Source organism: Faecalibacterium sp. An58, from assembly GCF_002161515.1.
Taxonomy (GTDB): Bacteria; Bacillota; Clostridia; order Oscillospirales; family Ruminococcaceae; genus Faecalibacterium; species Faecalibacterium avium.
This window is the reverse complement of sequence record NZ_NFHX01000018.1, coordinates 20,254-46,734: the sequence shown is the minus strand read 5'-3', so window position 1 is coordinate 46,734 and position 26,481 is coordinate 20,254. Positions and strand designations below refer to the sequence as shown.

The following is a 26,481-nucleotide window of genomic DNA, read 5'->3' as shown; positions in this document are numbered from 1 at the left end:
ACCGATAGCAGCGAAAGAATAATCTGATTGGAAATCTGGGTTGTTTGGTCTTTTTACTTGATCTACGTTTGGTTATTTCCGCTGAACCCCAAATGGTTTTTTCAGCTGAACGCTAACACCAGGTATTGAGTTTTAATTTAGGTTTAATATCCCTTTCATAAAGCTTTGCGAACTGCTCGAACGTCATATTGATGTCAGCCCGCTTTGACATTAAAAATTGACGTTCCCATTCCTGCGCTTCTCTTTTGGTCGCAAATCCTCGCTTGAGTTTTTGCTGACGTTCCCCTTTCCAGTCGGTGTATCGAAACTGAACATACCAGGTACCGTTTTTCTTATTTTTAAATGCTCCCATACTTACCCTCCTGTTTCATTTTCGCTGTAGCACAGCTTCTTCATGAAATACTTCCGATTGATTCGGCCTGAGACGGTGATATATCCCATCTGGGCCATTTCTTTGTTTAGTTGGTGAACAATCTTATAGGCGTGAGATTTGGAGATTCCCAAAGTCTCCGCCACCTCGTCTACTCGCATAAAAATCTTTTCTTCGCTCATTTGGATTCCTCCTGTTTTTTGGATGCCGCTGGTTTCCCTTCAGCGGCTTTTGTGGGTTTGGTTCGGTCGGTTTGGCTTCCACCAGGCTGCCGGTAGTGGGCCGGCACTCATTTTTCAATCTCCGATTGACTTACGGAACCTCTCACCCTATCGCCTGCGACGGTTGTGATCTCGCTCGGGCTGTAGCTGGTGGGGAGTCTCTTTTCCCTGTCCTCGTCGCCTCCTCCGGGGACTGCCCGGATTCTTCGGGGTTCGGGTTCGCTCGTTCCTTGCGGAAGTCCTGGCGTCCCCTCCCCGATCTGGCTCTTACAGAGAAATCGTTGTCTGGTGGATCTTCATTCAGTTTTCAAGGTCCAAATACACTAAGCATTTTTGATTATGATCATTATACTATACAATTTTGCTTAAGTCAAGAGGCCAGGCGTGATATATTAAACTTTTTTGTTTCATTTTCTCTTGACTATCTTAAGCATATCTGTTATACTCTGGTTGTAACAAACCGACGAATGGAGATGACTCTCATGGCAATAGGTGAACGCATCCGCTTTTTCCGCATGTTAAGGGGAATGACCCAGAAATACCTCGGAATGACCGTCGGCTTCCCGGAAAAGTCTGCCGATGTCCGGTTGGCCCAGTATGAAAATGGCTCCCGGTCGCCCAAAGCAGACCTGACCGCGGCCCTGGCTGAAGCGCTGGGTGTCTCCCCTCAGGCTCTCTCTGTGCCTGACATTGACTCCTATACCGGCCTGATGCACACCCTGTTCACCCTGGAAGACCTCTATGGGCTCAAGGTCCGCGAACTGGATGGAGAGATCTGCCTCACCGTGGATGTTCGCCAGAACAAGGACGCTGCCCGCCTCCATGAGATGCTGTGCAGCTGGCGGGAGCAGGCTGCCAAGCTTGAGGCTGGTGAGATCTCCAAGGAGGACTATGACAAGTGGCGGTATCACTATCCTGACTTAGATACCTCTTCCATTCGACAGAAGGTCGGTCCGTCTCAGGGACTGAGCGATCTGCTGACAGATGCACTCAAAAATGGAGACTAAACAAAAAAGGTCTAACTGATTCGCAAAAATCAGTTAGACCTTTTTCTTTTGGATGAATGGTTCACACACCTGCAAGCCACCCGTTCCCTGCTGATAAACCCAGCAAGTGCGGATTGGAAGGGTGCTATCATTCTGCTATCAAAATAGAAATTCCAGATGGAAAAAGTGAGTGTTCATGCGGGTTTTTACGCCATCAAAAGCACATTTTAGTTATTCCATCTCGATCGTCGCAGGCGGCTTGCCGGTGCAGTCATAGAACACGCGGTTGACGTGTTTGACCTCATTGACGATGCGGCTGGTAACCGTGCCCAGCACGTCCCAGGGGACGTTGTAGCTCTCGGCGGTCATAAAGTCGGTGGTGGTCACGGCCCGCAGGGCTACGGCGTAGTCATAGGTACGCTCGTCTCCCATCACGCCTACGCTGTGCATATTGGTCAGCGCCGCATAATACTGGCTGATCTCTTTGTCCAGGCCGGCTTTGGCGATCTCCTCACGCCAGATGGCATCTGCATCCTGCACGATGGCCACCTTCTCGGGGGTCACTTCGCCGATGATGCGGATCGCCAGCCCGGGCCCGGGGAAGGGCTGACGGCTGACAAGATATTCCGGCAGACCCAGCTCACGGCCAGCCTGGCGCACTTCGTCCTTGAAGAGGTTGCGCAGAGGCTCCACCAGCGCCTTGAAGTCCACATGGTCGGGCAAGCCGCCTACATTGTGGTGGCTCTTGATGACCGTGGACTCACCGCCCAGGCCGCTCTCCACCACGTCGGGATAAATGGTGCCCTGGGCCAGGAAATCCACATGGCCGATCTTTTTGGCCTCTTCCTCAAAGACCCGGATGAACTCCTCACCAATGATCTTGCGCTTGCGCTCAGGCTCGGTGACGCCGGCCAGCCTGCCAAAATAGCGGGCGCGGGCGTCCACGCACACAAAATTGATATCAAAGTTGGGGTTGCCGGGGCCAAAGACCGCGCAGACCTCCTCCTTCTCGTTTTTGCGCAGCAGGCCGTGGTCCACAAAGACACAGGTCAGCTGTTTGCCCACTGCCTTAGCCAGCATGGCCGCCAGCACCGAGGAATCCACGCCGCCGGACAGGGCGCACAGCACCTTGCCGTCGCCGATCTGCTCCCGCAGGGCCTTGACATTGCTCTCCACAAAGGAATCCATCTTCCAGTCGCCGGTGCAGCCGCAGACGTTGTAGACAAAGTTGCGCAGCATCTTCTTGCCCTCGGCGGTGTGCAGCACCTCAGGATGGAATTGCACCGCATACAGGCCCTTTTCGGCGTTCTCCATGGCAGCCACCGGGCAGTTGGCCGTATGGGCGGTCACCTGGAAGCCGTCGGGAGCCTGCTGGATATAATCGTTGTGGCTCATCCAGCAGATGGTAGAATCGTGCACGCCCTGGAACAGCTTGCTGGAGGTATCCACAAAGACCTCCGTTTTGCCGTATTCACGCTCGGGGGCCCGGCTCACCTTGCCGCCCAGCAGATGGGTCATCAGCTGGCTGCCATAGCAGATGCCCAGGATGGGCACGCCCCAGGTAAAGATCTCGGGGTCGCAGCTGGCCGAGTCCTCCAGATAGACGCTGTTGGGGCCGCCTGTAAAAATGATGCCCTTGGGGTTTTTGGCACGGATCACCGACAGGTCGGTCTTATAGGAATAGATCTCACAGTAAACATTGTTCTCACGCACCCGGCGCGCGATCAGCTGATTATACTGGCCGCCAAAGTCCAGTACGATCACCGTTTCATGCTGCATGCTGTTTCCTCCTGCATTCTCCAGAAAAATGTATCGTTATCGAATAGTATACCATATTTCCAAAAGAAAATCGACTCTTTTCACCGAATTATGGAAAGTTCTCTCCCCACATCAAAACAAAAAGCCCCTCCCTGCCCAAAAGGCAGGAAGGGGCGGATGGCTTAGGGTTTTATCCCCTCAGACCGCAGCAGATCACTCAACGATCTTGCTGACGACGCCGGAACCAACGGTACGGCCACCCTCACGGATAGCGAAACGCAGGCCCTCTTCCATAGCGACAGCGGTCAGCAGCTCAACGCTCATGACAACGTTATCGCCAGGCATGCACATCTCAGTGCCCTCGGGCAGAGTGATGATGCCGGTCACGTCGGTGGTGCGGAAGTAGAACTGAGGACGATAGTTGGAGAAGAAGGGGGTGTGACGGCCGCCTTCTTCCTTGGTCAGGACGTAGACCTGAGCCTCGAACTTGGTGTGGGGGTGCACGGAACCGGGCTTAGCCAGAACCTGGCCACGCTCGATCTGGGTGCGGTCCACGCCACGCAGCAGAGCGCCGATGTTGTCGCCGGCCTGAGCGTAATCCAGGCTCTTGCGGAACATCTCCAGGCCGGTGATGGTGGTGGACAGACGCTCGGGACGGATGCCAACGATCTCCATCTGATCGCCAACCTTGGCGGTGCCGCGCTCGACACGACCGGTAGCGACGGTGCCACGGCCAGAAATGGTCATGACGTCCTCAACGGGCATCAGGAAGTCCTTGTCGGCCAGACGGTCGGGAGTGGGGATGTACTCGTCGACCGCATTCATCAGCTCGTTGATGCACTCGTACTCGGGTGCGTTGGGATCGGTGGAGGTGGACTCCAGAGCCTTCAGAGCAGAACCACGGATGATGGGGGTGTCGTCGCCGGGGAAGTCATACTCGCTCAGCAGCTCACGGATCTCCATCTCGACCAGGTCCAGCAGCTCCTCGTCGTCGACCATGTCGCACTTGTTCATGAAGACAACGATATAGGGCACGCCGACCTGACGGGCCAGCAGGATGTGCTCGCGGGTCTGGGGCATGGGACCATCGGTAGCAGCCACGACCAGGATAGCGCCGTCCATCTGAGCAGCACCGGTGATCATGTTCTTGACGTAGTCAGCATGGCCCGGGCAGTCAACGTGAGCATAGTGACGCTTGTCGGTCTGGTACTCAACGTGAGCGGAGTTGATCGTGATACCACGAGCGCGCTCCTCGGGAGCCTTATCGATGTTGGCGTAGTCCATGAAGTCTGCGTCACCCTTCAGGGCCAGAACCTTGGTGATGGCGGCAGTCAGAGTGGTCTTGCCGTGGTCAACGTGACCGATGGTGCCGATGTTAACATGCGGCTTGGAACGGTCAAATTTTGCCTTTTCAGCCATTGGAATATCCTCCCTTTAAAACGGTTTCTGTTGGTTATAACAGCCTCGCGCCTGCAAGATTGCATTGCAAGGCTATTCTACTAGATTATCCCTATAAAATCAAGAGATTTTCCAGAAATTTTGCTGCTGAACACAAAGTTCAGCCATTTTGCAGCCCTTACTGCTTGGTACGGCCTGCAATGATCTGGTCGGCAATGTTCTTGGGCACCGGCTCGTAGTGAGACGGCTCCATGACATACTGGCCACGGCCCTGGGTCTTGCTGCGCAGGTCGGTGGCGTAGCCGAACATCTGGGCCAGAGGCACCATCGCGTTGACACGCTGGGTACCGGCCATAGCCTCCATTCCCTGGATCTGGCCGCGGCGAGCATTCAGGTCGCCGATGACGTCGCCCAGGTACTCGTCGGGAACGATGACCGCCACCTTCATGATAGGCTCGGTGATGATGGGGTCAGCCTTGCGCATAGCCTCCTTGAAGGCCATGGAACCGGCGATGGAGAAAGCCATTTCGGAAGAGTCGACCTCGTGGTACGAACCATCCCACAGGGTGACCTTGACGTCCACCACGGGATAACCGGCCAGCACGCCCGCCTTCATAGCACCCTGGATACCGTTGTCGACAGCCGGGATGTATTCCTTCGGGATAGCGCCGCCCACGATGGCGTTGACGAACTCGTAACCCTTGCCGGGCTCATTGGGCTCGATCTTGATCTTGACGTGACCATACTGGCCCTTACCACCGGACTGACGAGCGTACTTGGTCTCCTGGTTGGCAGCCTTGCGGATGGTCTCACGGTAAGCAACCTGGGGTGCGCCCACGTTGGCTTCCACCTTGAACTCGCGCAGCAGGCGGTCCACGATAATCTCCAGGTGCAGCTCACCCATGCCGGCGATGATGGTCTGACCAGTCTCCTCGTCGGTGTAGGTCTTGAAGGTGGGATCTTCCTCAGCCAGCTTGGCCAGGGCAATGCCCATCTTCTCGTTGCCGGCCTTGGTCTTGGGCTCGATGGCCACGCGGATGACGGGCTCGGGGAACTTCATCGACTCCAGGATGATGGGATGGTTCTCATCGCACAGGGTGTCGCCGGTGGTGGTGTTCTTCAGGCCCACAACAGCCGCGATATCGCCTGCATAGCAGCAGTCGATATCCTTGCGGTGGTTGGAGTGCATCTGCAGGATACGGCCCATGCGCTCGCGGCAGTCCTTCACCGAGTTGTAGACGGTGGTGCCTGCCTCGACCTTGCCGGAGTAGACGCGGAAGTATGCCAGCTTGCCGACGAAGGGGTCGGTAGCGATCTTGAAGGCCAGAGCGGCGAAGGGTGCGTCGTCGGAAGACGGACGGGTCTCGGGCTCCTCGGTCTCAGGATTGACGCCCTTGATATCCTCGATATCGGTGGGGGCGGGCATATAGTCCACGATCGCGTCCAGCAGCTTCTGGACGCCCTTGTTCTTATAGGAAGAGCCGCAGACCACAGGCACCAGGGTGTTGGCGATGGTCTCCTTGCGGATGGCAGCCTTCAGCTCATCGCGGGTGATCTCCTCGCCTTCCAGGTACTTTTCCATCAGGGCTTCGTCGTTCTCGGCGACAGCCTCCACCAGGATATTGTGGTACTCCTCGGCCTGCTCCTTCATGTCGTCGGGGATCTCCTCGACGCGCATGTCGTTGCCCATATCGTCGTAGTAGACCTCAGCCTTCATGTCCACCAGGTCGATGATGCCCTTGAAGGTATCCTCGCAGCCGATGGGCAGCTGGATCGCCACGCCGTTGGCGTGCAGGCGGTCATGCAGCATCTTGATGCAGTTGAAGAAGTCGGCGCCCATGGTGTCCATCTTGTTGACGTAAACCATGCGGGGGACCTTGTATTCGTCTGCCTGACGCCAGACCGTCTCGGACTGGGGCTCGACGCCGCCCTTGGCAGCCAGAACGGTAACGGAACCGTCCAGCACGCGCAGAGAGCGCTGCACCTCAACGGTGAAGTCCACGTGGCCCGGGGTGTCGATGATGTTGATACGATGACGGTTCTTCTTGTAGGCCACGGGATCCTTCTGGGTCTCGCTGTGGCTCCAGTAGCAGGTGGTGGCTGCCGAAGTAATGGTAATGCCGCGCTCCTGCTCCTGGACCATCCAGTCCATCGTGGCTGCGCCCTCATGCACCTCACCGATCTTGTGGGTGATGCCGGTGTAGTAGAGGATGCGCTCGGTGGTGGTGGTCTTACCGGCATCGATGTGGGCCATGATGCCGATGTTTCTGGTCATCTGAAGAGAAACTTCTCTGGGTGTAGCCATCAATGTACCTCCAGCAGATCAATAGCGGAAATGAGCGAAAGCCTTGTTGGCCTCGGCCATCTTATGGGTATCCTCGCGCTTCTTCACGGCGGCGCCGGTGTTGTTGGCGGCGTCCATGATCTCGGCGGCCAGACGCTGGCTCATGGTCTTTTCACCACGATTGCGGCTGTAAGTGGTCAGCCAGCGCAGGCCCAGGGTCTCGCGGCGGGCAGGGCTGACTTCCAGGGGGACCTGGTAGTTGGCGCCGCCCACGCGGCGGGTCTTGCACTCGAGGCTGGGCATGATGTTCTCCATGGCCTTCTCAAAGACCTCCAGGGGATCGTTGCCTGTCTTCTCCTGGATCATGGTGAAAGCATCATAAACGATCTTCTGAGCAACGCCCTTTTTGCCGTCCAGCATGACGCTGTTGACAAGGCGGGTAACCATCTTGGAATTGTAAATAGGATCAGCTAAGACATCGCGCTTAGCAATGTTACCTCTTCTAGGCATCTTTCTTCCCTCCTTCACAGAATGATATCATCGGTACTCGAAAGTATTAAACTCCCGTTGTGTCACAAAGAGCTGACCTTACATAAACCGTTGCCATCTACCGTGTTACGCGCAGACTTGTTATTTATATATGGAAAGCCGTTTATGGCGGTTCAGGTTTTATTACTTCTTAGCAGCACCGGCCTTGGGACGCTTTGCGCCGTACTTGGAGCGGGCCTGGTTGCGGCCTGCAACACCCTGGGCATCCAGAGTGCCGCGGATGATGTGGTAACGCACACCGGGCAGGTCCTTGACACGGCCGCCGCGGATCAGAACGACCGAGTGCTCCTGCAGGTTGTGGCCGATGCCGGGAATGTAAGAGGTGACCTCGATACCATTCGTCAGGCGGACACGAGCAACCTTACGCAGTGCAGAGTTGGGCTTCTTGGGGGTCATGGTACGGACGGCAGTGCAGACGCCACGCTTCTGGGGGCTGTTCAGATCAGAATACTGTTTCTTCTGAGAATTGTAGCTCTTCAGCAGGGCGGGAGCAGTGCTCTTGGTAGCCAGGACATCGCGGCCTTTGCGTACAAGCTGGTTAAAAGTAGGCATTGTGTTTCTCCTTTCCTATAGTTTTTCCTGCCGGGCGGTCTGCCCGGCACATTTTGCCGCACTTCGCCCTAAAGCGAAGCGCAACATGATTATTGTACACAGAAACACCCGTGATGTCAACAGTTTTTCCAGAAAAATTTTATTTTATACACGGATGTTACTTTGCCTTTCCATTCCCCTCTTCCATGCCAAAAACGCCCCCTCTGCACCGGGGCGCAGAAGGGGCGTTCAGCTATGCTTTTACGGGGTCAGGAAACGGCGCTCACTGGTTGACGACCTTGGCAGCTTCGGCCTCGGCGGTCAGCTCCTGATCCAGTTCCTGCTCGCGGCGGACCAGATCCTCCCGGACCTCCGGCAGGCCGGTACCCGCAGGGATCAGCTTGCCGATGATGACGTTCTCCTTCAGGCCGGTCAGTTTGTCTTCCTTGCCCTTGATGGCGGCCTCGGTCAGCACGCGGGTGGTCTCCTGGAAGGAAGCGGCGGACAGGAAGGACTCGGTGGCCAGGGCGGCCTTGGTGATGCCCAGCAGCACCTGCTGGTACTCCACCAGTTTCAGGTCGGTCTCCCCTGCCTCGATGCGGGCCTTCAGTTCCTCGTTGACGCTCTCCACATCCAGACGGTTGGCCAGAGCGCCGCCGATCAGGTCGGAAGAACCGGCGTCGGTCACCCGCACCTTGCGGCACATCTGGCGGATGATGACCTCGATGTGCTTGTCGTTGATCTCAACGCCCTGCAGGCGGTAGACCTTCTGGACTTCGCTGATCAGATAGTTCTGCACAGCGTCCAGGCCCTTGACCGCCAGGATATCCTGGGGATACAGGACGCCTTCACGGGTGATGATATCGCCCTTCTCCACCCGGTCGCCGGGCATGACCCGTGCATGCTGGGTAAAGGGGATGGAATAGCTCTTGACCACTTCGGCGCCGGTCTCGTCCTTGCCGGTGACCTTGATGACCACGTTCTTCTTGGTGTCGTCCTGCGAGACAACGCCCGAGATCTCGCTCATGATGGCCATGCTCTTGGGACGGCGGCTCTCAAACAGCTCCTCGACGCGGGGCAGACCCTGGGTGATATCTTCCGCAGAGGCGATGCCGCCGGTGTGGAAGGTACGCATGGTCAGCTGGGTGCCCGGCTCGCCGATGGACTGGGCCGCGATGATGCCGACCGACTCGCCCAGCTGGACCGGATCGCCGGTGGCCATGTTGGAGCCATAGCAGCGGGCGCAGACACCGGTCTTGGCCCGGCAGGTCAGCAGGCTGCGGATCTTCAGGTGGGTGATGCCTGCGGCCTCGATCTTCTCGGCGTCGTACAGGTCCATCATCTTGCCCTCGGGCACGATCACTTCTCCGGTGGCGGGGTTGACCACATCGCCCACGGCGTAGCGGCCGATCAGACGTTCACGGAAGGACTCGATCTTCTCCTTGCCCTCGTGGATCTCGGACACCTCCAGGCCATCGGTGGTGCCGCAGTCCAGCTCACGGATGATGACATCCTGGGAGACGTCCACCATGCGGCGGGTCAGATAACCCGAGTCGGCGGTACGCAGAGCGGTATCGGCCAGGCCCTTGCGGGCGCCGCGGGCCGAGACGAAGTATTCCAGAATGTTCAGGCCTTCACGGTAGTTGGCGCGGATGGGCATCTCGATGGTGTGGCCGGCGGTGTTGGCCAGCAGGCCGCGCATACCGGCCAGCTGCTTGATCTGGTTCATCGAACCACGGGCGCCCGAGTCGGCCATCATATAGATCTCGTTGTCCTTGGGCAGGTTGTCGGCCAGGGCCTTGGAGACCTTGTCGGTGGTGGCCTGCCAGATGTCGATGGTCTTCTTGTAGCGCTCCTCCTCCGAGATCAGGCCGCGGTTGAACAGCTTGCCCACCTGGGACACCTGCTTGTCGGCCTCCCCAATCAGTTCGGCCTTCTGGGGCGGGATCACCGCGTCACAGACGGCCACCGAGATGGCCGAGAGGGTGGAGTACTTGTAGCCCTGTGCCTTGATGGCATCCAGCATCTTTGCGCAGACGCGGGTGCCATTGCGGGTCAGGCAGCGGGAAATGATATCGGGCAGGGTCTTTTTGGTGACCCGGAAGCTGATCTCATAGTCCAGCCAGTGGGCGGGATCGGTGCGGTCCACATAGCCCAGGTTCTGGGGCACGGGGGCATTGAAGATGATGCTGCCCACTGTGGTATCCACCAGGCCGCTGCGCTCCACGCCCTCCAGCACCATAGTGCGGCGCACCTTGATGGGGGCGTGCAGGGTGACGATGTGCTCGGCATAGGCCATCAGGGCCTCGTCCTCATCCCGGAACACCTTCCCTGCCCCTTCCTCGTTCTCGCGGACGGTGGTCAGGTAGTAGCTGCCCAGGATCATATCCTGGGTGGGCACGGTGACGGGGGCGCCGTCCGAGGGCTTGAGCAGGTTGCCGGAAGCCAGCATCAGCATCTTGGCCTCGCGGCAGGCGTCCTCGCCCAGAGGCAGGTGGACGGCCATCTGGTCGCCGTCAAAGTCGGCGTTGAAAGCAGTACAGGACAGGGGGTGCAGCTTGATGGCGCGGCCCTCCACCAGCACCGGATTGAAGGCCTGGATGCCCAGACGGTGCAGGGTAGGCGCGCGGTTGAGCAGCACGGGGTGGCCCTTGATGACCGTCTCCAGGCTGTCCCACACCTCGGGGCGGGCACGCTCCACCATCTTGCGGGCGGACTTGATGTTGTTGGCCACGCCCTTCTCCACCAGGTCCTTCATGACAAAGGGCTTGAACAGCTCCAGAGCCATTTCCTTGGGCAGACCGCACTGGTCCATCCGCAGCTCGGGACCGACCACGATGACCGAACGGCCGGAGTAGTCCACGCGCTTGCCCAGCAGGTTCTGGCGGAAGCGGCCCTGCTTGCCCTTGAGCATATCGGACAGGCTCTTGAGGGCGCGGTTGTTGGGGCCGGTGACCGGGCGGCCGCGGCGGCCGTTGTCGATCAGGCTGTCCACAGCCTCCTGCAGCATCCGCTTTTCGTTGCGGACGATGATATCCGGGGCGCCCAGCTCCAGCAGGCGGCGCAGGCGGTTGTTGCGGTTGATGACCCGGCGGTACAGATCGTTCAGGTCGGTGGTGGCGAAGCGGCCGCCGTCCAGCTGCACCATGGGGCGCAGGTCGGGGGGCAGCACCGGCAGCACGGTCAGGATCATCCACTCGGGGCGGTTGCCCGAAATGCGGAATGCCTCCACCACTTCCAGGCGCTTGAGGATGCGGATGCGCTTCTGGCCGCTGGACTTCTCCACCTCGGCGGTCAGCTCGGCGGACAGCTGGTCCAGGTCGATCTCGGCCAGCAGGGTCTGGATGGCCTCGGCGCCCATCTGGGCGTTGAACTCATCCCCGTAGCGCTCCTGCATCTCACGGTATTCCTTCTCGGTCAGCAGCTGCTTTTTCTCCAGCGGGGTCAGGCCGGGGTCCACCACGATATAGCTTGCGAAGTACAGCACCTTTTCCAGCAGGCGGGGGCTGATGTCCAGCATCAGGCCGATGCGGCTGGGGATGCCCTTGAAATACCAGATATGGCTGACGGGGGCGGCCAGCTCGATGTGGCCCATCCGCTCACGGCGGACCTTGGCCTTGGTTACTTCGACGCCGCAGCGCTCACAGATCTTGCCCTTGTAGCGGATCCGCTTATACTTGCCGCAGTGGCACTCCCAGTCCTTGGTGGGTCCAAAGATGCGCTCGCAGAACAGGCCGTCCCGCTCGGGCTTCAGGGTGCGGTAGTTGATGGTCTCGGGCTTTTTCACCTCGCCGTAGCTCCATTTGCGGATCTGGTCGGGAGAGGCAAGACCGATCTTGATCGAATCGAAAACGGTGTTTTCCATGAATCGAACCCTTCCTTAATCTCTATAACAAGTTCCGATGCGAAACAGGCTGTCCTTACTCGTCAAAGTCCACCTCGTCCGACGGCTTGCCTGCGTCGGCGGCGGGCTGATCCTCCAGGGAGGCAGCGTCATCGAAGCCCGAGTCGGCGTCCTTGATGGTGTAATCGTTGAGCAGCTCGCTCTCCTGCACCACGTTCTCTGCGCCGGCCACCTCGCGCATATCGAAGCCGGTCTCTTCCTCGTCGAAGTTCTGGCGCATATCGATCTCGTTGCCGTCCTTATCCTGGACGATGACGTCCAGACCCAGGGACTGCAGCTCCTTGAGCATGACGCGGAAGGACTCGGGGATGCCGGGCTGAGGCACAGGCTCGCCCTTGACGATGGCCTCGTAGGTCTTGACACGGCCCTCCACGTCGTCCGACTTGACGGTCAGGATCTCCTGCAGGGTGTATGCCGCGCCGTAGGCCTCCAGAGCCCACACCTCCATCTCGCCGAAGCGCTGGCCGCCGAACTGGGCCTTGCCGCCCAGAGGCTGCTGGGTGACCAGGGAGTAGGGGCCGGTGGAGCGGGCGTGGATCTTGTCGTCCACCAGGTGGTGCAGCTTGAGGTAGTACATATAGCCCACCGTGACACGGTTATCGAACTTCTCGCCGGTGCGGCCGTCGTAGACGGTGGTCTTGCCGTCGCGGTCCAGCTCGATCTTGGAGAAGTCGATGATGTGGCCCTGCTCGCCCATGATCTTGGGGAGCTTGGTGGGATAAGCGGGAGCGTTTTCGCCGTGCCACATCTCGTGGGCCTGATCAAAGGCATCGCCGATGTCGTTCTCACGGGCGGAGTCGAACACGGGGGTCATGACCTTGATGCCGCAGGCTTTGGCCGCATAGCCCAGGTTGACCTCCAGCACCTGTCCGATGTTCATACGGGAAGGCACGCCCAGGGGGTTCAGCACGATATCCAGGGGGGTGCCGTCGGGCAGGTAGGGCATATCCTCCTGAGGCAGGATGCGGGAAACAACGCCCTTGTTGCCGTGACGGCCTGCCATCTTGTCGCCCACGCTGATCTTGCGCTTCTGGGCGATGTAGCAGCGCACCACCTCGCGCACGCCGGGCTGCAGCTCATCGCTGTTCTCGGGGGTAAAGACCTTGACGTCCACAATGATGCCGTACTCGCCGTGGGGCACACGCAGGGAGGTGTCGCGCACCTCGCGGGCCTTCTCGCCAAAGATGGCGCGCAGCAGCCGCTCCTCGGCGGTCAGCTCGGTCTCGCCCTTGGGAGTGACCTTGCCCACCAGGATATCACCGCTCTTGACCTCGGCGCCGATGCGGATGATGCCCCGCTCGTCCAGATCCTTCAGCGCATCCTCCGAAACATTGGGGATATCGCGGGTGATCTCCTCGGGTCCCAGCTTGGTGTCGCGGGACTCGGTCTCATATTCCTCGATGTGGATGGAGGTGTACACGTCTTCACGGACGATCTTCTCATTCAGCAGGACGGCGTCCTCGTAGTTGTAGCCCTCCCAGGTCATGAAGCCGATCAGGGCGTTCTTGCCCAGGGCGATCTCGCCGTTGCGCATGGCGGGGCCGTCGGCCAGCACCTGGCCCTTCTTGACGCTCTCCCCCACCGACACGATGGGACGCTGGTTGATGCAGGTGCCTGCGTTGGAACGGGCGAACTTGATCATGCTGTATTCGTCCACGCCGCCCTTTTCGTTGCGCACCACCACATGGTCGGCGTCCACGCGCTCCACCACGCCGTCGTTCTCGGCCAGGATGGCCACGCCCGAGTCGGTGGCGGCCTTGTACTCCATGCCGGTGGCCACCAGCGGCTGCTGGGTGACCATCAGAGGCACGGCCTGGCGCTGCATGTTGGCGCCCATCAGAGCGCGGTTGCAGTCGTCGTTCTCCAGGAAGGGGATCATAGCGGTGGCCACAGAGACCATCATCCGGGGCGAGACGTCCACGAAATCCACCTTCTCGGCGTCGATTTCCAGGATGTCATCCCGGCGGCGGGCCGAAACGCGCTGCCGCTTGAAGCGGTGGTTCTCGTCCAGAGGCTCATTGGCCTGGGCCACCACGTATTCGTCCTCCACGTCGGCGGTCATATAGACCACCTCGTCGGTGACCACCTGGTCGATGACGCGGCCCTTCTCGTCGTAGGTCTTCTGGACCCGGCGGTAGGGCGCCTCGATGAAGCCGTATTCATTGATCTTGGCGTAGGATGCCAGATAGGAGATCAGACCGATGTTGGGACCTTCCGGGGTCTCAATGGGGCACATACGGCCATAGTGGCTGTAATGGACGTCGCGGACCTCGAAGCCTGCGCGGTCACGGCTCAGACCGCCGGGACCCAGGGCAGACAGACGGCGCTTGTGGGTCAGCTCGGCCAGGGGGTTGTTCTGGTCCATGAACTGGGACAGAGGCGAGGAACCAAAGAACTCCTTGATGGCGGCCACCACAGGACGGATATTGATGAGGGTCTGAGGGGTCAGGGTGCTCTGGTCCTGGCTCTGCAGGGTCATGCGCTCCCGGATCACCCGCTCCATGCGGGAGAAGCCGATGCGGAACTGGTTCTGCAGCAGCTCGCCCACGCTGCGGATCCGGCGGTTGCCCAGGTGGTCGATGTCATCGGTGGTACCGATGCCGTGGCCCAGACCGTTCAGGTAGTTGATGGAGGCCAGGATATCGGTGACCGTCAGGGTGCGGCCGATCAGCTGGTCGTGGTTGCGGCGCAGCAGTTCCTTCTGCTCCTCGGGGTCGCTGGTGGTGTCCAGGATCTTGCGCAGCTCATCGAAGGAGCAGCGCTCGTTGATGCCGCACTCCTTCACATTGAAAGAGAAGAAGCCCTGTGCGTCCACACAGCCGTTGGTGATCACCTTGACCTTCTTGTCCTCGATCAGCAGGGTGACCAGGTTGACGCCGGCGGCATCGGCCTGCTCGGCCTTGACCCGGGTGATCTTCTCCCCTTCCTCGATCAGCAGTTCGCCAGTCAGGGGGTCCACCACATTCTCAGCGGCCACCTGGCCGGTGATGCGGCGGGCCAGGGACAGCTTTTTGTTCATCTTATAGCGGCCAAAGCGGGACAGGTCGTAGCGGCGGGGGTCAAAGAACAGCATATTGATCTGGCTGGTCGCAGACTCCACCGTGGGGGGCTCGCCGGGACGCAGCTTACGGTAGACCTCCAGCAGGCCCTCCTCGCTGTTCTTGGTGGTATCCTTTTCCAGGGTGGCCAGGATCCGCTCATCCTCGCCAAAGTAACCCAGGATGTCCTCGTCGGAAGACAGGCCCAGCGCACGGCACAGCACGGTGACGGGCAGCTTGCGGTTCTTGTCGATGCGGACGTAGAACACATTGGCTGCGTCGGTCTCATACTCCAGCCAGGCGCCCCGGTTGGGGTTCATGGTGGCGCTGAACAGGTCATTGCCCACCTTGTCCTTGGCCGCGCCGTAGAACACGCCGGGAGAACGGACCAGCTGGCTGACGATGACGCGCTCGGCGCCGTTGATGACGAAGGTGCCCGCATCGGTCATCAGAGGGAAATCCCCCATGAAGATCTCCTGATCCTTCACCTCGCCGGTCTCCTTGTTCAGCAGCCGGGCGGTGACGCGCAGGGGCGCGGCGTAGGTGACGTCGCGGCTCTTGCACTCTTTGATGCTGTACTTGGGCTCTTTGTCCAGGCGGTAATCCACAAAGCTCAGCGCCAGGTTGCCGGTATAATCCTCGATGACGCCGATGTCATGGAACACCTCCCGCAGGCCCTCGTCCAAAAACCACTGGTACGAGTTCTTCTGGACCTCGATCAGGTTGGGCATCTCGATGACTTCGTCGATGTGGGAGAAGCTCATTCGCTCGGTTTTGCCGAGCTTTACGGGCTTGACTTTCATCATAAAATCAACCACTCCTTACTTTTATACTCCACAGGCGTGATAACAAGGCAGCCGCGAAGCCGCCCGATTTCTGGCAGACTCACAGAAACAGCCCCTGCGCAGGCGGAAAGGGTTCGTCGTTTTTCACAAACTTTTGCTTTTGGAGCCCGCCAAAGGATCTGCAAAACCCCGTTTTTCGCGCAGTATTCCATTTTGTGATACTTAGGTAGTATAGCGCAAAAAAATCCTGTTGTCAAGCCATTTTACAGACTTGGGTCAAAAAATTTTTCCGGAGCCTCCCGGTATCCGTACGCACGGCACCGTGTCACGAAAGTGTATTTTGGGGCTTGCATTTTTCGTTTTTCACGTTCCATCCAAAAAAGCCTTTGGTGATTTTGTCGATGTTGCCTCTTGCCAAAGCCGGCAAAAACCGGGCAGGGTCCATTCCCTGCCCGGCTGGTGTCAATATTCTTTTGCCACGTCCTCCGGCTTCAGCCCGTACTCCCGCAGGAAACGGGTCATATCCCCCTCCCCACGGATCAGCATGACCTCCTCAAAGCGCCCGGTGGCCTTTTCCTTAAAGCCGGCGGCCTGTTCGCCGGTGCAGATGCTGCACCGCACCACGGGTTTCCAGCAGGCGGGATCATAGGTCTTTTTTCCGGGAGCCTTCTTTTTCCCAAACAGCATTGCGGCTACCTCCCCATACAAAACAAAAAGGGGCCCCGGTGCGGGGCCCCCCGGATCATCGATCAGACAGGATGGGATTTGTTGGTATAGTCGGCGTGGTCGGCATCCACACCCTGCAGTTTGGCGTTCCGCTTTTCAAAGAACTTGGGAGCCACCTGGGGGAACATGGCGTAGGTCAGCGCGTCCTCCTCCTGGATGGTCCATTTGGCGGCCTCGGCCTTCAGCTTGTCCATCTCGGGCTCCAGGGTATCGGCAAAGCGGCAGGTGATGGGCTGCTCGTCGCCCAGGATCTTCTTGGTGAATTCGGGGCTGATGGGCGCAGGGGTCTTGCCGTAGTCGCCATGGACCAGGCCCTTGAACTCCTTGGTCACCATCTTATAGCGCTCGCCCAGGATGACATTGAAGACAGCCTGGGTGCCCACGATCTGGCTGGTGGGCGTGACCAGCGGCGGATAGCCTGCATCCTCACGGACGCGGGGGATCTCAGCCAGCACTTCGTCCAGCTTGTCCTCCTTGCCGGCGTCCTTCAGCTGCTTGAGCATATTGGAGAACATGCCGCCCGGCACCTGGTAGATCAGGGTGTTGGCATCCACGCCCAGGCTCTTGGGGCTGATCTGGCCGTTGGCGATATACTTCTCGCGCAGCTTCGTAAAGTAAGCCCGGACCACGTTCAGCTGGTTCAGATCCAGGCCGGTATCGTAGTCGGTGCCTTGCAGGGCAGCCACCAGGCTCTCGGTGGGCATATGGCTGGTGCCCATGGCCAGGGGGCTCATGGCGGTATCCACAATGTCGGCGCCTGCCTCGATGCCCTTGATGATGGACATGGACGCCAGGCCGGCCGTATAGTGGCTGTGGATGTCCACGGGGATCTTGACGGCAGCTTTCAGCTCCCTGACCAGCTCATAGCAGGTATAGGGGGTCAGCAGGCCGGCCATATCCTTGATGCAGATGGAATCGGCGCCCATCTCCTCCAGGGTCTTGGCATACTTGGCAAAGGCCTCGTTGGTATGAACCGGGCTGAGGGTGTAGCTGATGCAGCCCTGCACATGGGCGTGCTCCTTGTTGGCAGCCTTGATGGCGGTCTGCAGGTTGCGCGGGTCGTTCAGCGCGTCGAAAATGCGGATGATGTCGATGCCGTTGGCCACCGATTTCTGTACAAAGTACTCCACCGCGTCGTCCGCATAGGGACGGTAGCCCAGCATATTCTGGCCGCGGAACAGCATCTGCAGTTTCTGGTGGGGCAGCTCTTTGCGCAGGATGCGCAGGCGCTCCCAGGGATCCTCATCCAGAAAGCGGATGCAACTGTCAAAGGTGGCGCCGCCCCAGCATTCCACCGAGAAGTAGTTGATCTTGTCCATTTCGGGCAGGATGGGACGCATCTCATCCATGGTCATGCGGGTCGCCAGCAGGGACTGGTGGGCGTCGCGCAGGACGACCTCAGTGACCTTGATGGGCTTTTTCGCCATAGTTTTCACCCTCCCCTTTTCAGTTCAGCGTGACCAGGACGTCGCCCGAGTTGACCACATCGCCCTTGTTCACATCCACAGTGGCCACGGTGCCGTCCTGGGGCGCCACGATCTCATTCTCCATCTTCATGGCTTCCAGCACCACCAGAGGATCGCCGGTCTTGACCGAAGCGCCGGCCTTGACCTTCACATCCAGGATGTTGCCGGGCATGGGGGCCTTGACAGCCACAGCGCCGGCCGCGCCCTTGGGAGCCGCGGGGGCCGGTGCGGCAGCGGGGGCGGGAGCTGCGGCCTTGGGAGCCGGAGCCGCAGGGGCAGGAGCTGCGGCGGGGGCGGCAGCAGGAGCTGCGCCGGCAGTGGTCTCCTCCACGCTGACGCTGTAAGCGACACCGTTGACGGTAATGTTGTAATACTTCATGGATAAACCCTCCTGGATCTTCAATGATCTTATTTCTTCTACTCGTACTCGATTCGTCGGTTACAGCGCCATGTTGCCATGCTTTTTGGGCAGGCGGGAGGCGCGCTTGGTGCGCAGCATATCAAGGGCAGCCACCACGGCGCTGCGGGCGCCGGCGGCGGTGCAGGCCATGTCGGCCGCGCCGGCGGCCACGGCGGCCTGGGCGCTGCACACCTCTTGGGTATAGGCGGCGGCCTTGGCATTGGTGGCGGATACGATGTTGTCGGAGGCGTCGATCTCCTCCTTGTACAGGACCGAGACGGCGGCCGAGGGCTCCAGCGGGCTGACCACACAGCCTTCCACAGCGATCTTCAGGTCAGCGGCTGCCAGGGCGGTATAGACGGGGCCCACCACCTTGCCGGCCAGCAGGCAGACACGGGCGGTGGTGGCGTCGGCATAGGTAGCGGCCAGACGGGCAGCCTCCCGCACACCGCCGGCAATGTCCTCGCTGGTGCTGGGCACAAAGCCGTTGGTGCCGGCAATGGTCACCACAGGCACGCTGAAAGCGTCGCACAGGCGGACGAACCGGGAAGCCTTGGCCACACAGTTGTGGCACAGCTGCTCGCCGGTGGCCACCACGCCCACAGCCTGCCCGCCAATGGTGGCCAGGGCGGTGTAGACGTTCTTGCCAAAGCCTGCATACAGCTCCACGGCGCTGTCGGCATCCACCAGGGCGGCAGCCGCCTTGGCGGGGGTCAGACCCGCCTTGAGCGCCGCAGTGGGCTGCTGGAAATCAAAGCAGGCCGAACCGGCCAGGTTGTTGGCAGGCAGCAGGCCCGCCACATGGGCGGCAGCCTGGGCGGCAGCGGCAGGGTCATCCGCCACCAGAGCGGCCACGCCGGCCTTGGCGGCAGCGGCCGCAGTGCCGGCACTTTCCACCTTATCCCCCTTGGCTGCGGAGGTGAAGGGCGGGGTAAAGAACAGCTCTGCTCCCTTGGCCATGATGCACACATCGGCGTTGGCCGCAGCCAGCGCGCTGGTGCCGCCGCAGACCCCCAGCACCACGGCTACCTGGGGGACCACCCCGGACACCTGGGCAATGGCGCTGTTCAGTTTGGCGCCGGCGGTCAGGGCATCCAGGCCCTCGGCCAGCATAGCGCCTGCCGACTGGTAGAAGGTGACCACCGGGCAGCCGGTCTGGGCGGCCAGTTCCAGCACATGGACCATCTTGTCCACGTCCTTGGCGCCCAGCGCCGCCCCGTCCTGCCAGACCGCGTAGGCCTGCTGGCCGTTTGCACAGCCAAAAGCGGCGCTCACAGCACCCTGCTCATACAGGACGCTGTAAACACCGTCGTCATAAAACTGGGCGAGAATCTCTTTTTGGTTGATCTTTGAAGCCATGATCGGACCTCCCTGCTTCCCTCATGGCGGCCGGTCACCGCCATTTCATTCATAAACGCTACTATTATACTATTTTTTCGGTTATTCTACAAGTACATTTGTGCTCTATGCACCGAAATCTTTCCAGAGGCCCATACAGCCCAAAGCAGGTCCGGGCCGGCAGGTATGCCTCATCCGGCCGGAGATCACCCCTGGCGCTTGGGTCCCCGGCCCGCGGGCCGGCCATGGCCCTTGACGGGGCCGGCATCCCTGCCGGAGGCAGGGGCCCGGTGGCGGGCAGCCTTGGCGGCAGCGGCGGCGCTGCGGGTCTGGGCGCGGCCCTTGGCGGCAGCGGCCCGCAGGCCGGCCAGCTCCTGTTTGGTCAGCTCCCGGTACTTGCCGGGCTGCAGCATCCCCAGCTTGACCACGCCCTCGGCGTTCCGCTTCAGACGGACCACTTCCAGGCCCACCGCCTCGCACATCCGGCGGATCTCCCGGTTCTTGCCCTCTTTCAGGGTGATCTCCATAACGGTGCGGCCCGGCTCATCCACCACCACATTGATGGTGCAGGGCATGGTTTTGGTGCCGTCGTCCAGCACCACCCCCGAGCTCAGCTTGAGGATCTGCTCCTCCCGGGCACGGGGCTGCACCGTGACCCGGTACAGCTTGGAGATGCCTCCCGAGGGGTGCATCATGGCGTTGGCAAAGGCGCCGTCGTTGGTCATCAGCAGCAGGCCCTCGCTGTCCTTGTCCAGACGCCCCACCGGGTACAGACGGGCGGGGATATCCGCCACCAGGTCCATGACCGTCCGGCGGCCCAGTTCGTCGCTGACGGTGGTCACATAGCCGCGGGGCTTATACAGAGCCAGATAATAGAGCTTCTGATCCTTATTGATATAGATCCGCTCGTCATCCACGTGCAGGATATCCTGGTTGGGGTCCATCTTGTCCCCCACCCTGGCCACATGGCCGTTCACTTTGACCCGGCCCTCGGCAATGATCTGCTCGGCGGCCCGGCGGGAGCACAGCCCCTGCTCGCTCATGATCTTTTGGATACGTTCTTGTGCCATAAGTCTTCTCCTTGTGCGCCTCCCGGCGCTCAATAATGTGTGTTTGGGATCATTCGGCCCCGGCGCCGCCGGCCTTTTCGGCCTTCTCCGGCTTTTCGGGGATGAGAGCCAGCAGCCGGTCCACCAGCTCGGGCAGCATGGTCAGAGCCCGGTCCAGGCTGTTGGAGGGATCGGACAGCTGGATGGTGCGCACCAGGCCGTCCTTGATGACCAGGAACGCCACCGGCCGGATGGTGATGCCGGCCCCCGAGCCGCCCCCGAACAGATCCTTCTGTGCAGCGTTCTTGCTGTCAAAATCGGAGCCGCCGCCCCCGACCCCCACCGTGATGCGGGACACCGGGATGATGGTGGTGCCGTCCTCGGTGCGGATCTCTTTGCCAATGACGGTGTTGGCGTCGGCCATCTGGCGCACCTTGTCCATCGTCGCATTCATAAGTCCCTGAAGATGTTCAGCCATACTCTTGGCCTCCTTGTCCTTGCTGTCGTATTGGGATGCGGGGCGGCAGGCGCAGCCCCGTGTTGGATTCAACCGTGTCTCCACAGGTCAGTATAGCACATTTTAAAGGAACACGTCCAGTACCTTTTCCCGTTCAAACAAAAGCAGCACCTTCCCTGCGGCGATCGCCACAAACAGGGCACGGGCCGATACCCGGAAGGAGACCCGGCCCAGAGGCCGCGGGGCCTCGGGGTCGATGCAGGGCACCAGCCGCAGTTCCTCAAAGTCCATATAGATCCAGTGGCTCAGAGCGCCCAGGGCCGGGTAGAGCCAGGCGTTGGCCCTGCCATAGGCCACGGCCGCCTGGGCGGGGTCCTCCCCTGTCACCGGCATAAAGACCCGGATGCGGGTCACCCGCAGGGCCCCGAAGGCCGCCCGGGTCAGCATACCGGCCCCCTCCAGCATGGTGTTCAGCCGATGCAGCGTCAGCTTTGCTTTCTGTTTTGGCTGGGAGGCGGCAGGCTGTTTGAGCGGCTTGCGCGCGGCCTTTCTGGCTTTGCGAGCCTGCAGCTTCCCTTTCAGTCTGCCCCAGAGCCGGGCCAGAAAACCGGGCTTTGCCTCCTCCTGCCCTGCGGCAGCGGGGGGCGGCGCCGGCCAGGTGAACACCGGGAAGGTCAGTCCCAGCGCCCCGGCGCGGATCTTCACTTTGCCCCAGCCCTCCGGGTCGTCGGGGTCTTCTTCCCAGGAGAGGTCGGCGCAGAAGGGGCACAGCAGGATCACAAGGGCCAGCACCAGCACCACGGCCAGCAGGCCAAGCAACAGCAGCCCCAGCCGGACGGCCAGCCACAGCGCCCCCTGCAGGACAGCCAGCAGGATATTCATTGGCTCCCCTCCTTTCCCTCATCCTCCGGGCGGACCGGCGGCAGGTCTGCCAGGCTGCTCAGCCCGAACACCCGCAAAAAGTGGTCGGTGGTCCTGAAGCTCACCGGACGCCCCGGCAGATCCAGCCGGCCCGCCTCCTCGATCAGCCCTTTTTCCAGCAGGCCGGACACGCTGGAGGAGGAATCCACTCCCCGCACCTGTTCGATGAAGGCCCGGGAAACGGGCTGGTTGTAGGCAATGACGGTCAGTGTCTCCATGGCGGCATTGGACAGGGGGACCGCTTTCCGTATTTCCAGGGCTTTGCGCACCCAGGGGCCGTATTGATTTTTGGTGGCCAGCTGCCAGTGGCCCTCCAGGCACAGCAGCTCCAGGCCACTCTCGGGGCGCCGGTACCGCTTTTGCAGTCCCTCCAGGCCCCGGGCCACCAGGCTCTGGGGCAGTTCTAGGACAGCGGCCAGCTTTTCCGGGCCAATGGGGTCGGCATGGGCGAACAGCACCGCCTCCAGCATGGCCTCGATCTCAATTTGCTCCATGGTCATCCTCCTGTGATGGTTCCCTGCGGGGCAGCCGGCCCCGCCGCATCTGCAGCCCGCCATCCTCACGGATCTCCAGCCGGCCCGCCCGCACCAGCTCCAGCACCGCCAGGAAGGTGGCCACGGTGGCGGACACCTCCTGGTCCGGAGCAAACAGCTGGTCCAGCCGGTCCACTTTGCCGGTCGCAAGCCCCCGCAGCACGTGTACCACCCGGCTTTCCACCGAGACGAAGGGGGCCGCCACCAGCGGTTCAAAGGTCTCCTGGCCCAAAGGCTGCGGCCTAGCCCGCCCGGCCATGGCCTGCCAGCAGCGGGCCAGAAGCTGGGGGGAATGGCGCAGTGGGTAGAGGCTATCGGTCTCGAGGCAGGCCGGGGCGCGGACATAGACCGTCACCTGCCCGGCCCGGCCGGCCAGCTGGGCTGCCAGGCGGCGGCAGCGATCGTATTCGATCAGGCGTCCGGTCAGTTCCTGTTTGAGCTGCTCGGCCTCCTGGCTGCGGGGCAGCAGCAGCCAGCTTTTCATCTCCACCAGCCGGGCCGCCATCTCGATGAAGCTGCTGGCCGCCTCCGGCTCCTCCCTGTGGGCCTGGGTCACCACCTCGGTGTACTGGTCGATCAGCGCCAGGATGGGGATATCGTGCAGATCCATCTTGTGGGCCTGCACCAGGGCCAGAAGGAGCTCCAGCGGGCCGTCGAAATCCTTCAGGTGGAAGGTCAATCCCTCTGCCATCCCATCACACCCTTGTGCCTATGCCGGACAGGTAGGAGGCATAGGCCAGCTGGTCCACCCAGCCCGTGCCGTCCACCAGCAGGTTCCATACCTGGTTGTTGGCCCAGGCCAGCGGCCCGTTCAGCGCGCCGTACCACACCACGGCCAGCAGGATGACCAGGATGACCTTTTCGTACTGCATGACCCGGAAGTAGAGCCGCCGGGGCAGCACCAGGAGCAGCACGCGGCTGCCGTCCAGCGGGGGCACCGGGATGAGATTGAATACGGCCAGCCCCACGTTCATCATGATCATGTACTGCAAAAAATAGACCGCATACTGGCTGACGGCATTGGCCGGGGCCCAGTAATAGACCGCCTTCCACGCAGCCATGGACAGGTAGGCCAGCACCAGGTTGGCCGCCGGGCCGGCCAGGGCGGTCACCGCCATCCCCAGCTTCGGATTTTTGAAGCGGCGCGGGTCGATGGAGACAGGCTTCGCCCAGCCTACCCCCGCCACCACCATGCAGAGGGTGCCCAGCAGGTCAAAGTGGCGCAGCGGGTTGAGGGACAGACGTCCCTGGGCCCGGGCGGTGGGGTCGCCCAGCAGCCAGCTGGCCAGGGCGTGGCCCATTTCGTGGATGGGGATGGCCACCAGGGTCACCAGCAGCCGGGTCAAATAATAAATGCCCGTTATGGTCATAAAGAAATTTCTCCTGTTTTATATTTCCCTGCCGGACGGCGCCGCCGCCCGGACGATGTATCTCCATGATACTATTTTTTTCCCCGTGAAACAAGGCCCCGGGCCGCCACTTTGAAAAAACAGCGGCATTTTTTTAAAATGGACTTGCATTTTCGGCTCGTGTCTGGTAGAATAATAGGGCTGATTACACTGTATCGTTTTGGATTCCCTTTTTGATTTCACTTCATAGGAGGTGCGAAAATCATGGCTAAGTGTGAATGCTGCGGCAAGGGCGTGACCTTTGGTATCAAGGTCTCCCACTCTCATCGCCGCTCCAACCGTACCTGGAAGCCCAACGTCCGCCGCGTCAAGGCGATCGTTGACGGTTCCCCCAAGTATGTTTATGCATGCTCCCGTTGCCTGCGCGCTGGCAAGATTACCCGCGCTGTCTAAGTCTGTGGTGTATGTTGCCGGTCACGTTTCCCGTGGCCGGCTTTTTGTTTCTTGTTCCGCTCACGAAAGAGGTGTGTTTTGTATGGCGCTGCCCAGCGACCCCGTCATGCTGCTGAGCGTTATCAACCTGAAGCTGCGTGATTATTACCCCACCCTGGACGCCCTGTGCGAGGATCTGGACATCGACAGGGAAAGCCTGTGCGGCCGGCTGGCCGCCATCGGCTATGCCTATGACCCCGCCCGGAACCAATTCAAATAAACAGGAAGATTCTCTCTGAAGGAGGAACTGCATCATGATGGATGGCATCTATTATAAGGAATGGAGCACGGCCCTGGGCCGGGAGATGGAGTTCAAGGTCTATGGCACCGGGGGCGTGCCGGTGCTGGCCTTCCCCTGTGAGGGCGGTCGTTTTTACGACTGGGAAAACAACGGTATGCCCGATGCCGCCGGCTGGCTGATCCAGCACGGCAAGGTCCAGCTGTTCTGCGCTGACAGCATCGACCAGGACAGCTTCCTGGCCGGTCATCTGTCCCAGCGCCGCCGGGCCGAGATGCAGGAGAAATACTTCAACTATATCACCGGCGAACTGGTCCCCCGCATCCTGGCCCTGAACGCATCCGCCCAGCCTGAGGCCGCCGGCGCCAGGGAGGAGAAGGCGGGCCCTATCCTGTGGGCCATCGGCACCGACCTAGGCGCTTACCAGGCCGTCAACTGCCGCCTGCGCCGCCCCGAACTGTTCTGCGGAGCCATCGGCCTGTCCGGCCGCTACGACCCTTCGCCCTGGCTGGGCGGCTGGGGGGATGACCTGGCCCTGCGCAACGCGCCCATGGCCGCCCTGTCGGTGGGCCTTCTGGACAGCGCCGACAAGGCCGCCCTCCAGAAGGGCCAGTTCCTGCTTTGTGCCGGCCAGGCCCAGGACGGGACCGAACCCGCAGCTCTGGCCTCCACCCAGGCCCTGGACGAGGCTTTGAAGGGGGCGGGCATCCCCGTCTCCACTGAGATCTGGGGCCAGGATGTCACCCATGAATGGCGCTGGTGGGCCCGCGCCTGGGACGTTTTCTCCAACCGTCTGTTCAGCTGAGAAAGAGGAGGTGCTCTGCCATGCCCGCATTCATCATCGGAGCCCGCGGCCATGATTTCGGCCGCCATACCCCCGCAGACCTGCTGGCCGCCATCGGCCAGGCGGGGTTTGCCTGCACCCAGCTGGCCTATACCAAGGCCATCGAAGGGGTCAAGAGCTATGCAGACGTCACCCCCGCCCTGGTGGAAGACACCCGGAAGGCGGTGGAACAGACCGGCGTCCGCATTGCCGTCTACGGTACCTATGTGGAGTTGAGCTATACCGACGAGGACAAGCGCCGGGCCGAGGCTGCCAAGGTGATCGGCCAGGTCGGAAACGCCAAGCGGCTGGGGGCCGGCTGCATGGGCAGCGAGACCACCGCCATGGCCAAGCAGCCCGGCGTCACCCGGAAGGAAGCGCTGGAAGCCCTGCTGCGCAGTCTGGGCGAGATCATGCCGGTGTGCGAGGAAGCCGGGGTCCTGTTCGGGGTCGAGTGCGTCCATCACCACGCCATGAATACCCCCGAGGCCACCAAAATGGTACTGGACACCATTGCCAGCTCCAATCTGCGGGTGATCTGCGACCTGGCCAACTACGTCAGCCCGGCAGAAGCCTCCGTGGACGCCCAGCGCCGCATCTGGGACAAGGTGGGCAGCTGGTACGGCGACAAGATCAGTGCAGTCCACTTCAAGGGCCTGGCCTTTGCGGGGGACACCTTCTTCTCCACCAGCCTGGAGGAGTCGGCCATCGACTACGCGGGGGGTTTTGCCATGCTGCGGCAGCTGCCTCAGGCGTCCCTGCCCGTCCTGCGGGAGGAGGCCGTCCCGGCCCGCGCCGCCAGTGACATCGCCTTTATGCGGCAGTTCTGCGGCAACTGAACCTCTCCCCTGCCTCTGAATCCCAA

General features: G+C 60.9%; 23 protein-coding genes and 2 pseudogenes. 5 read left to right on the top strand and 20 right to left on the bottom strand.

The window, feature by feature from the left end; translation table 11 throughout:
• Positions 1-118 precede the first annotated feature (118 nt).
• Both B5G12_RS10455 and B5G12_RS10450 read right to left on the bottom strand, forming a co-directional pair.
• A pseudogene (locus B5G12_RS10455) lies at positions 119-352 on the bottom strand (Arm DNA-binding domain-containing protein); the annotation flags it as partial.
• Between the two features lie 2 nt (positions 353-354).
• Entirely contained in the window at positions 355-552 is a 198-nt protein-coding gene (locus B5G12_RS10450; protein WP_087324880.1) for a helix-turn-helix domain-containing protein, read from the bottom strand.
• 521 nt (positions 553-1,073) lie between these two features.
• On the opposite strand from B5G12_RS10450, the gene B5G12_RS10445 reads away from it, so the two are divergent.
• Positions 1,074-1,598, top strand: a complete 525-nt coding sequence (locus tag B5G12_RS10445) for a helix-turn-helix domain-containing protein (protein ID WP_087324879.1) — start codon at positions 1,074-1,076, stop codon at positions 1,596-1,598.
• Positions 1,599-1,808: 210 nt separating this feature from the next.
• Here B5G12_RS10445 and guaA read toward each other — a convergent pair whose 3' ends face one another.
• From guaA to B5G12_RS10360, 18 genes and pseudogenes are all read right to left on the bottom strand, one after another.
• A complete protein-coding gene (gene guaA / locus B5G12_RS10440; protein WP_087230371.1) occupies positions 1,809-3,356 on the bottom strand; it encodes a glutamine-hydrolyzing GMP synthase in 1,548 nt (515 codons plus the stop codon).
• A 192-nt stretch (positions 3,357-3,548) separates the two neighbouring features.
• Positions 3,549-4,754: an elongation factor Tu gene (tuf, locus tag B5G12_RS10435; protein WP_087230374.1), complete on the bottom strand. Its 1,206-nt coding sequence runs from the start codon at positions 4,752-4,754 to the stop codon at positions 3,549-3,551.
• Between the two features lie 157 nt (positions 4,755-4,911).
• Positions 4,912-7,038: an elongation factor G gene (gene fusA / locus B5G12_RS10430; protein ID WP_087324878.1), complete on the bottom strand. Its 2,127-nt coding sequence runs from the start codon at positions 7,036-7,038 to the stop codon at positions 4,912-4,914.
• Positions 7,039-7,056: 18 nt separating this feature from the next.
• Positions 7,057-7,527 (bottom strand): 30S ribosomal protein S7, encoded by a 471-nt coding sequence (gene rpsG / locus B5G12_RS10425; protein ID WP_087230381.1) that lies wholly within the window; start codon positions 7,525-7,527, stop codon positions 7,057-7,059.
• A gap of 162 nt (positions 7,528-7,689) precedes the next feature.
• Positions 7,690-8,118 (bottom strand): 30S ribosomal protein S12, encoded by a 429-nt coding sequence (rpsL, locus tag B5G12_RS10420; protein WP_087230386.1) that lies wholly within the window; start codon positions 8,116-8,118, stop codon positions 7,690-7,692.
• Positions 8,119-8,380: 262 nt separating this feature from the next.
• Positions 8,381-11,962, bottom strand: a complete 3,582-nt coding sequence (gene rpoC, locus B5G12_RS10415; RefSeq protein WP_087230390.1) for a DNA-directed RNA polymerase subunit beta' — start codon at positions 11,960-11,962, stop codon at positions 8,381-8,383.
• Positions 11,944-11,988, bottom strand: a pseudogene (locus B5G12_RS15235) (hypothetical protein); the annotation flags it as partial. The pseudogene B5G12_RS15235 and the gene rpoC, both read right to left, overlap by 19 nt.
• A 29-nt stretch (positions 11,989-12,017) precedes the next feature.
• On the bottom strand, positions 12,018-15,845 hold the full coding sequence (rpoB, locus tag B5G12_RS10410; protein WP_087324877.1) for a DNA-directed RNA polymerase subunit beta: 3,828 nt from the start codon (positions 15,843-15,845) through the stop codon (positions 12,018-12,020).
• A gap of 441 nt (positions 15,846-16,286) precedes the next feature.
• A complete protein-coding gene (locus B5G12_RS10405; protein ID WP_087324876.1) occupies positions 16,287-16,511 on the bottom strand; it encodes an aspartate dehydrogenase in 225 nt (74 codons plus the stop codon).
• 62 nt (positions 16,512-16,573) lie between these two features.
• Complete coding sequence (locus tag B5G12_RS10400) at positions 16,574-17,977, bottom strand: oxaloacetate decarboxylase subunit alpha (RefSeq protein ID WP_087230399.1); 1,404 nt, start codon at positions 17,975-17,977, stop codon at positions 16,574-16,576.
• Positions 17,978-17,996: 19 nt separating this feature from the next.
• A complete protein-coding gene (locus tag B5G12_RS10395) occupies positions 17,997-18,395 on the bottom strand; it encodes a biotin/lipoyl-containing protein (protein WP_087230402.1) in 399 nt (132 codons plus the stop codon).
• A gap of 60 nt (positions 18,396-18,455) precedes the next feature.
• Positions 18,456-19,775, bottom strand: a complete 1,320-nt coding sequence (locus B5G12_RS10390; RefSeq protein WP_087324875.1) for a carboxyl transferase domain-containing protein — start codon at positions 19,773-19,775, stop codon at positions 18,456-18,458.
• A 185-nt stretch (positions 19,776-19,960) separates the two neighbouring features.
• Positions 19,961-20,824, bottom strand: a complete 864-nt coding sequence (locus B5G12_RS10385) for a pseudouridine synthase (RefSeq protein ID WP_087230408.1) — start codon at positions 20,822-20,824, stop codon at positions 19,961-19,963.
• A gap of 49 nt (positions 20,825-20,873) precedes the next feature.
• Positions 20,874-21,281 carry a GerW family sporulation protein gene (ytfJ, locus tag B5G12_RS10380; RefSeq protein ID WP_087230412.1) on the bottom strand — a complete coding sequence of 136 codons (408 nt, stop codon included), beginning with the start codon at positions 21,279-21,281 and terminating at the stop codon, positions 20,874-20,876.
• Between the two features lie 102 nt (positions 21,282-21,383).
• Positions 21,384-22,142 carry a hypothetical protein gene (locus tag B5G12_RS10375; RefSeq protein WP_087324874.1) on the bottom strand — a complete coding sequence of 253 codons (759 nt, stop codon included), beginning with the start codon at positions 22,140-22,142 and terminating at the stop codon, positions 21,384-21,386.
• Positions 22,139-22,675, bottom strand: a complete 537-nt coding sequence (gene scpB, locus B5G12_RS10370) for an SMC-Scp complex subunit ScpB (RefSeq protein ID WP_087324873.1) — start codon at positions 22,673-22,675, stop codon at positions 22,139-22,141. Before scpB ends, B5G12_RS10375 begins: the two co-directional genes overlap by 4 nt.
• Positions 22,662-23,405: a segregation and condensation protein A gene (locus tag B5G12_RS10365; RefSeq protein WP_087324872.1), complete on the bottom strand. Its 744-nt coding sequence runs from the start codon at positions 23,403-23,405 to the stop codon at positions 22,662-22,664. The genes scpB and B5G12_RS10365 overlap by 14 nt, the downstream gene beginning before the upstream one ends.
• Positions 23,406-23,409: 4 nt before the next feature.
• Positions 23,410-24,084: a site-2 protease family protein gene (locus B5G12_RS10360; RefSeq protein ID WP_087230423.1), complete on the bottom strand. Its 675-nt coding sequence runs from the start codon at positions 24,082-24,084 to the stop codon at positions 23,410-23,412.
• Positions 24,085-24,327: 243 nt separating this feature from the next.
• On the opposite strand from B5G12_RS10360, the gene rpmB reads away from it, so the two are divergent.
• From rpmB to B5G12_RS10340, 4 genes are all read left to right on the top strand, one after another.
• The gene (gene rpmB, locus B5G12_RS10355) at positions 24,328-24,516 is read left to right on the top strand and encodes a 50S ribosomal protein L28 (protein ID WP_087230425.1); all 189 of its coding nucleotides are present in this window, start codon (positions 24,328-24,330) and stop codon (positions 24,514-24,516) included.
• A gap of 82 nt (positions 24,517-24,598) precedes the next feature.
• Positions 24,599-24,775, top strand: coding sequence for a DUF4250 domain-containing protein (locus B5G12_RS10350; protein WP_087230427.1), 177 nt, complete (start codon positions 24,599-24,601; stop codon positions 24,773-24,775).
• A gap of 34 nt (positions 24,776-24,809) precedes the next feature.
• Positions 24,810-25,598 carry an alpha/beta hydrolase-fold protein gene (locus B5G12_RS10345; protein ID WP_087324871.1) on the top strand — a complete coding sequence of 263 codons (789 nt, stop codon included), beginning with the start codon at positions 24,810-24,812 and terminating at the stop codon, positions 25,596-25,598.
• Between the two features lie 20 nt (positions 25,599-25,618).
• Complete coding sequence (locus B5G12_RS10340) at positions 25,619-26,455, top strand: sugar phosphate isomerase/epimerase family protein (protein ID WP_087324870.1); 837 nt, start codon at positions 25,619-25,621, stop codon at positions 26,453-26,455.
• Positions 26,456-26,481 lie beyond the last annotated feature (26 nt).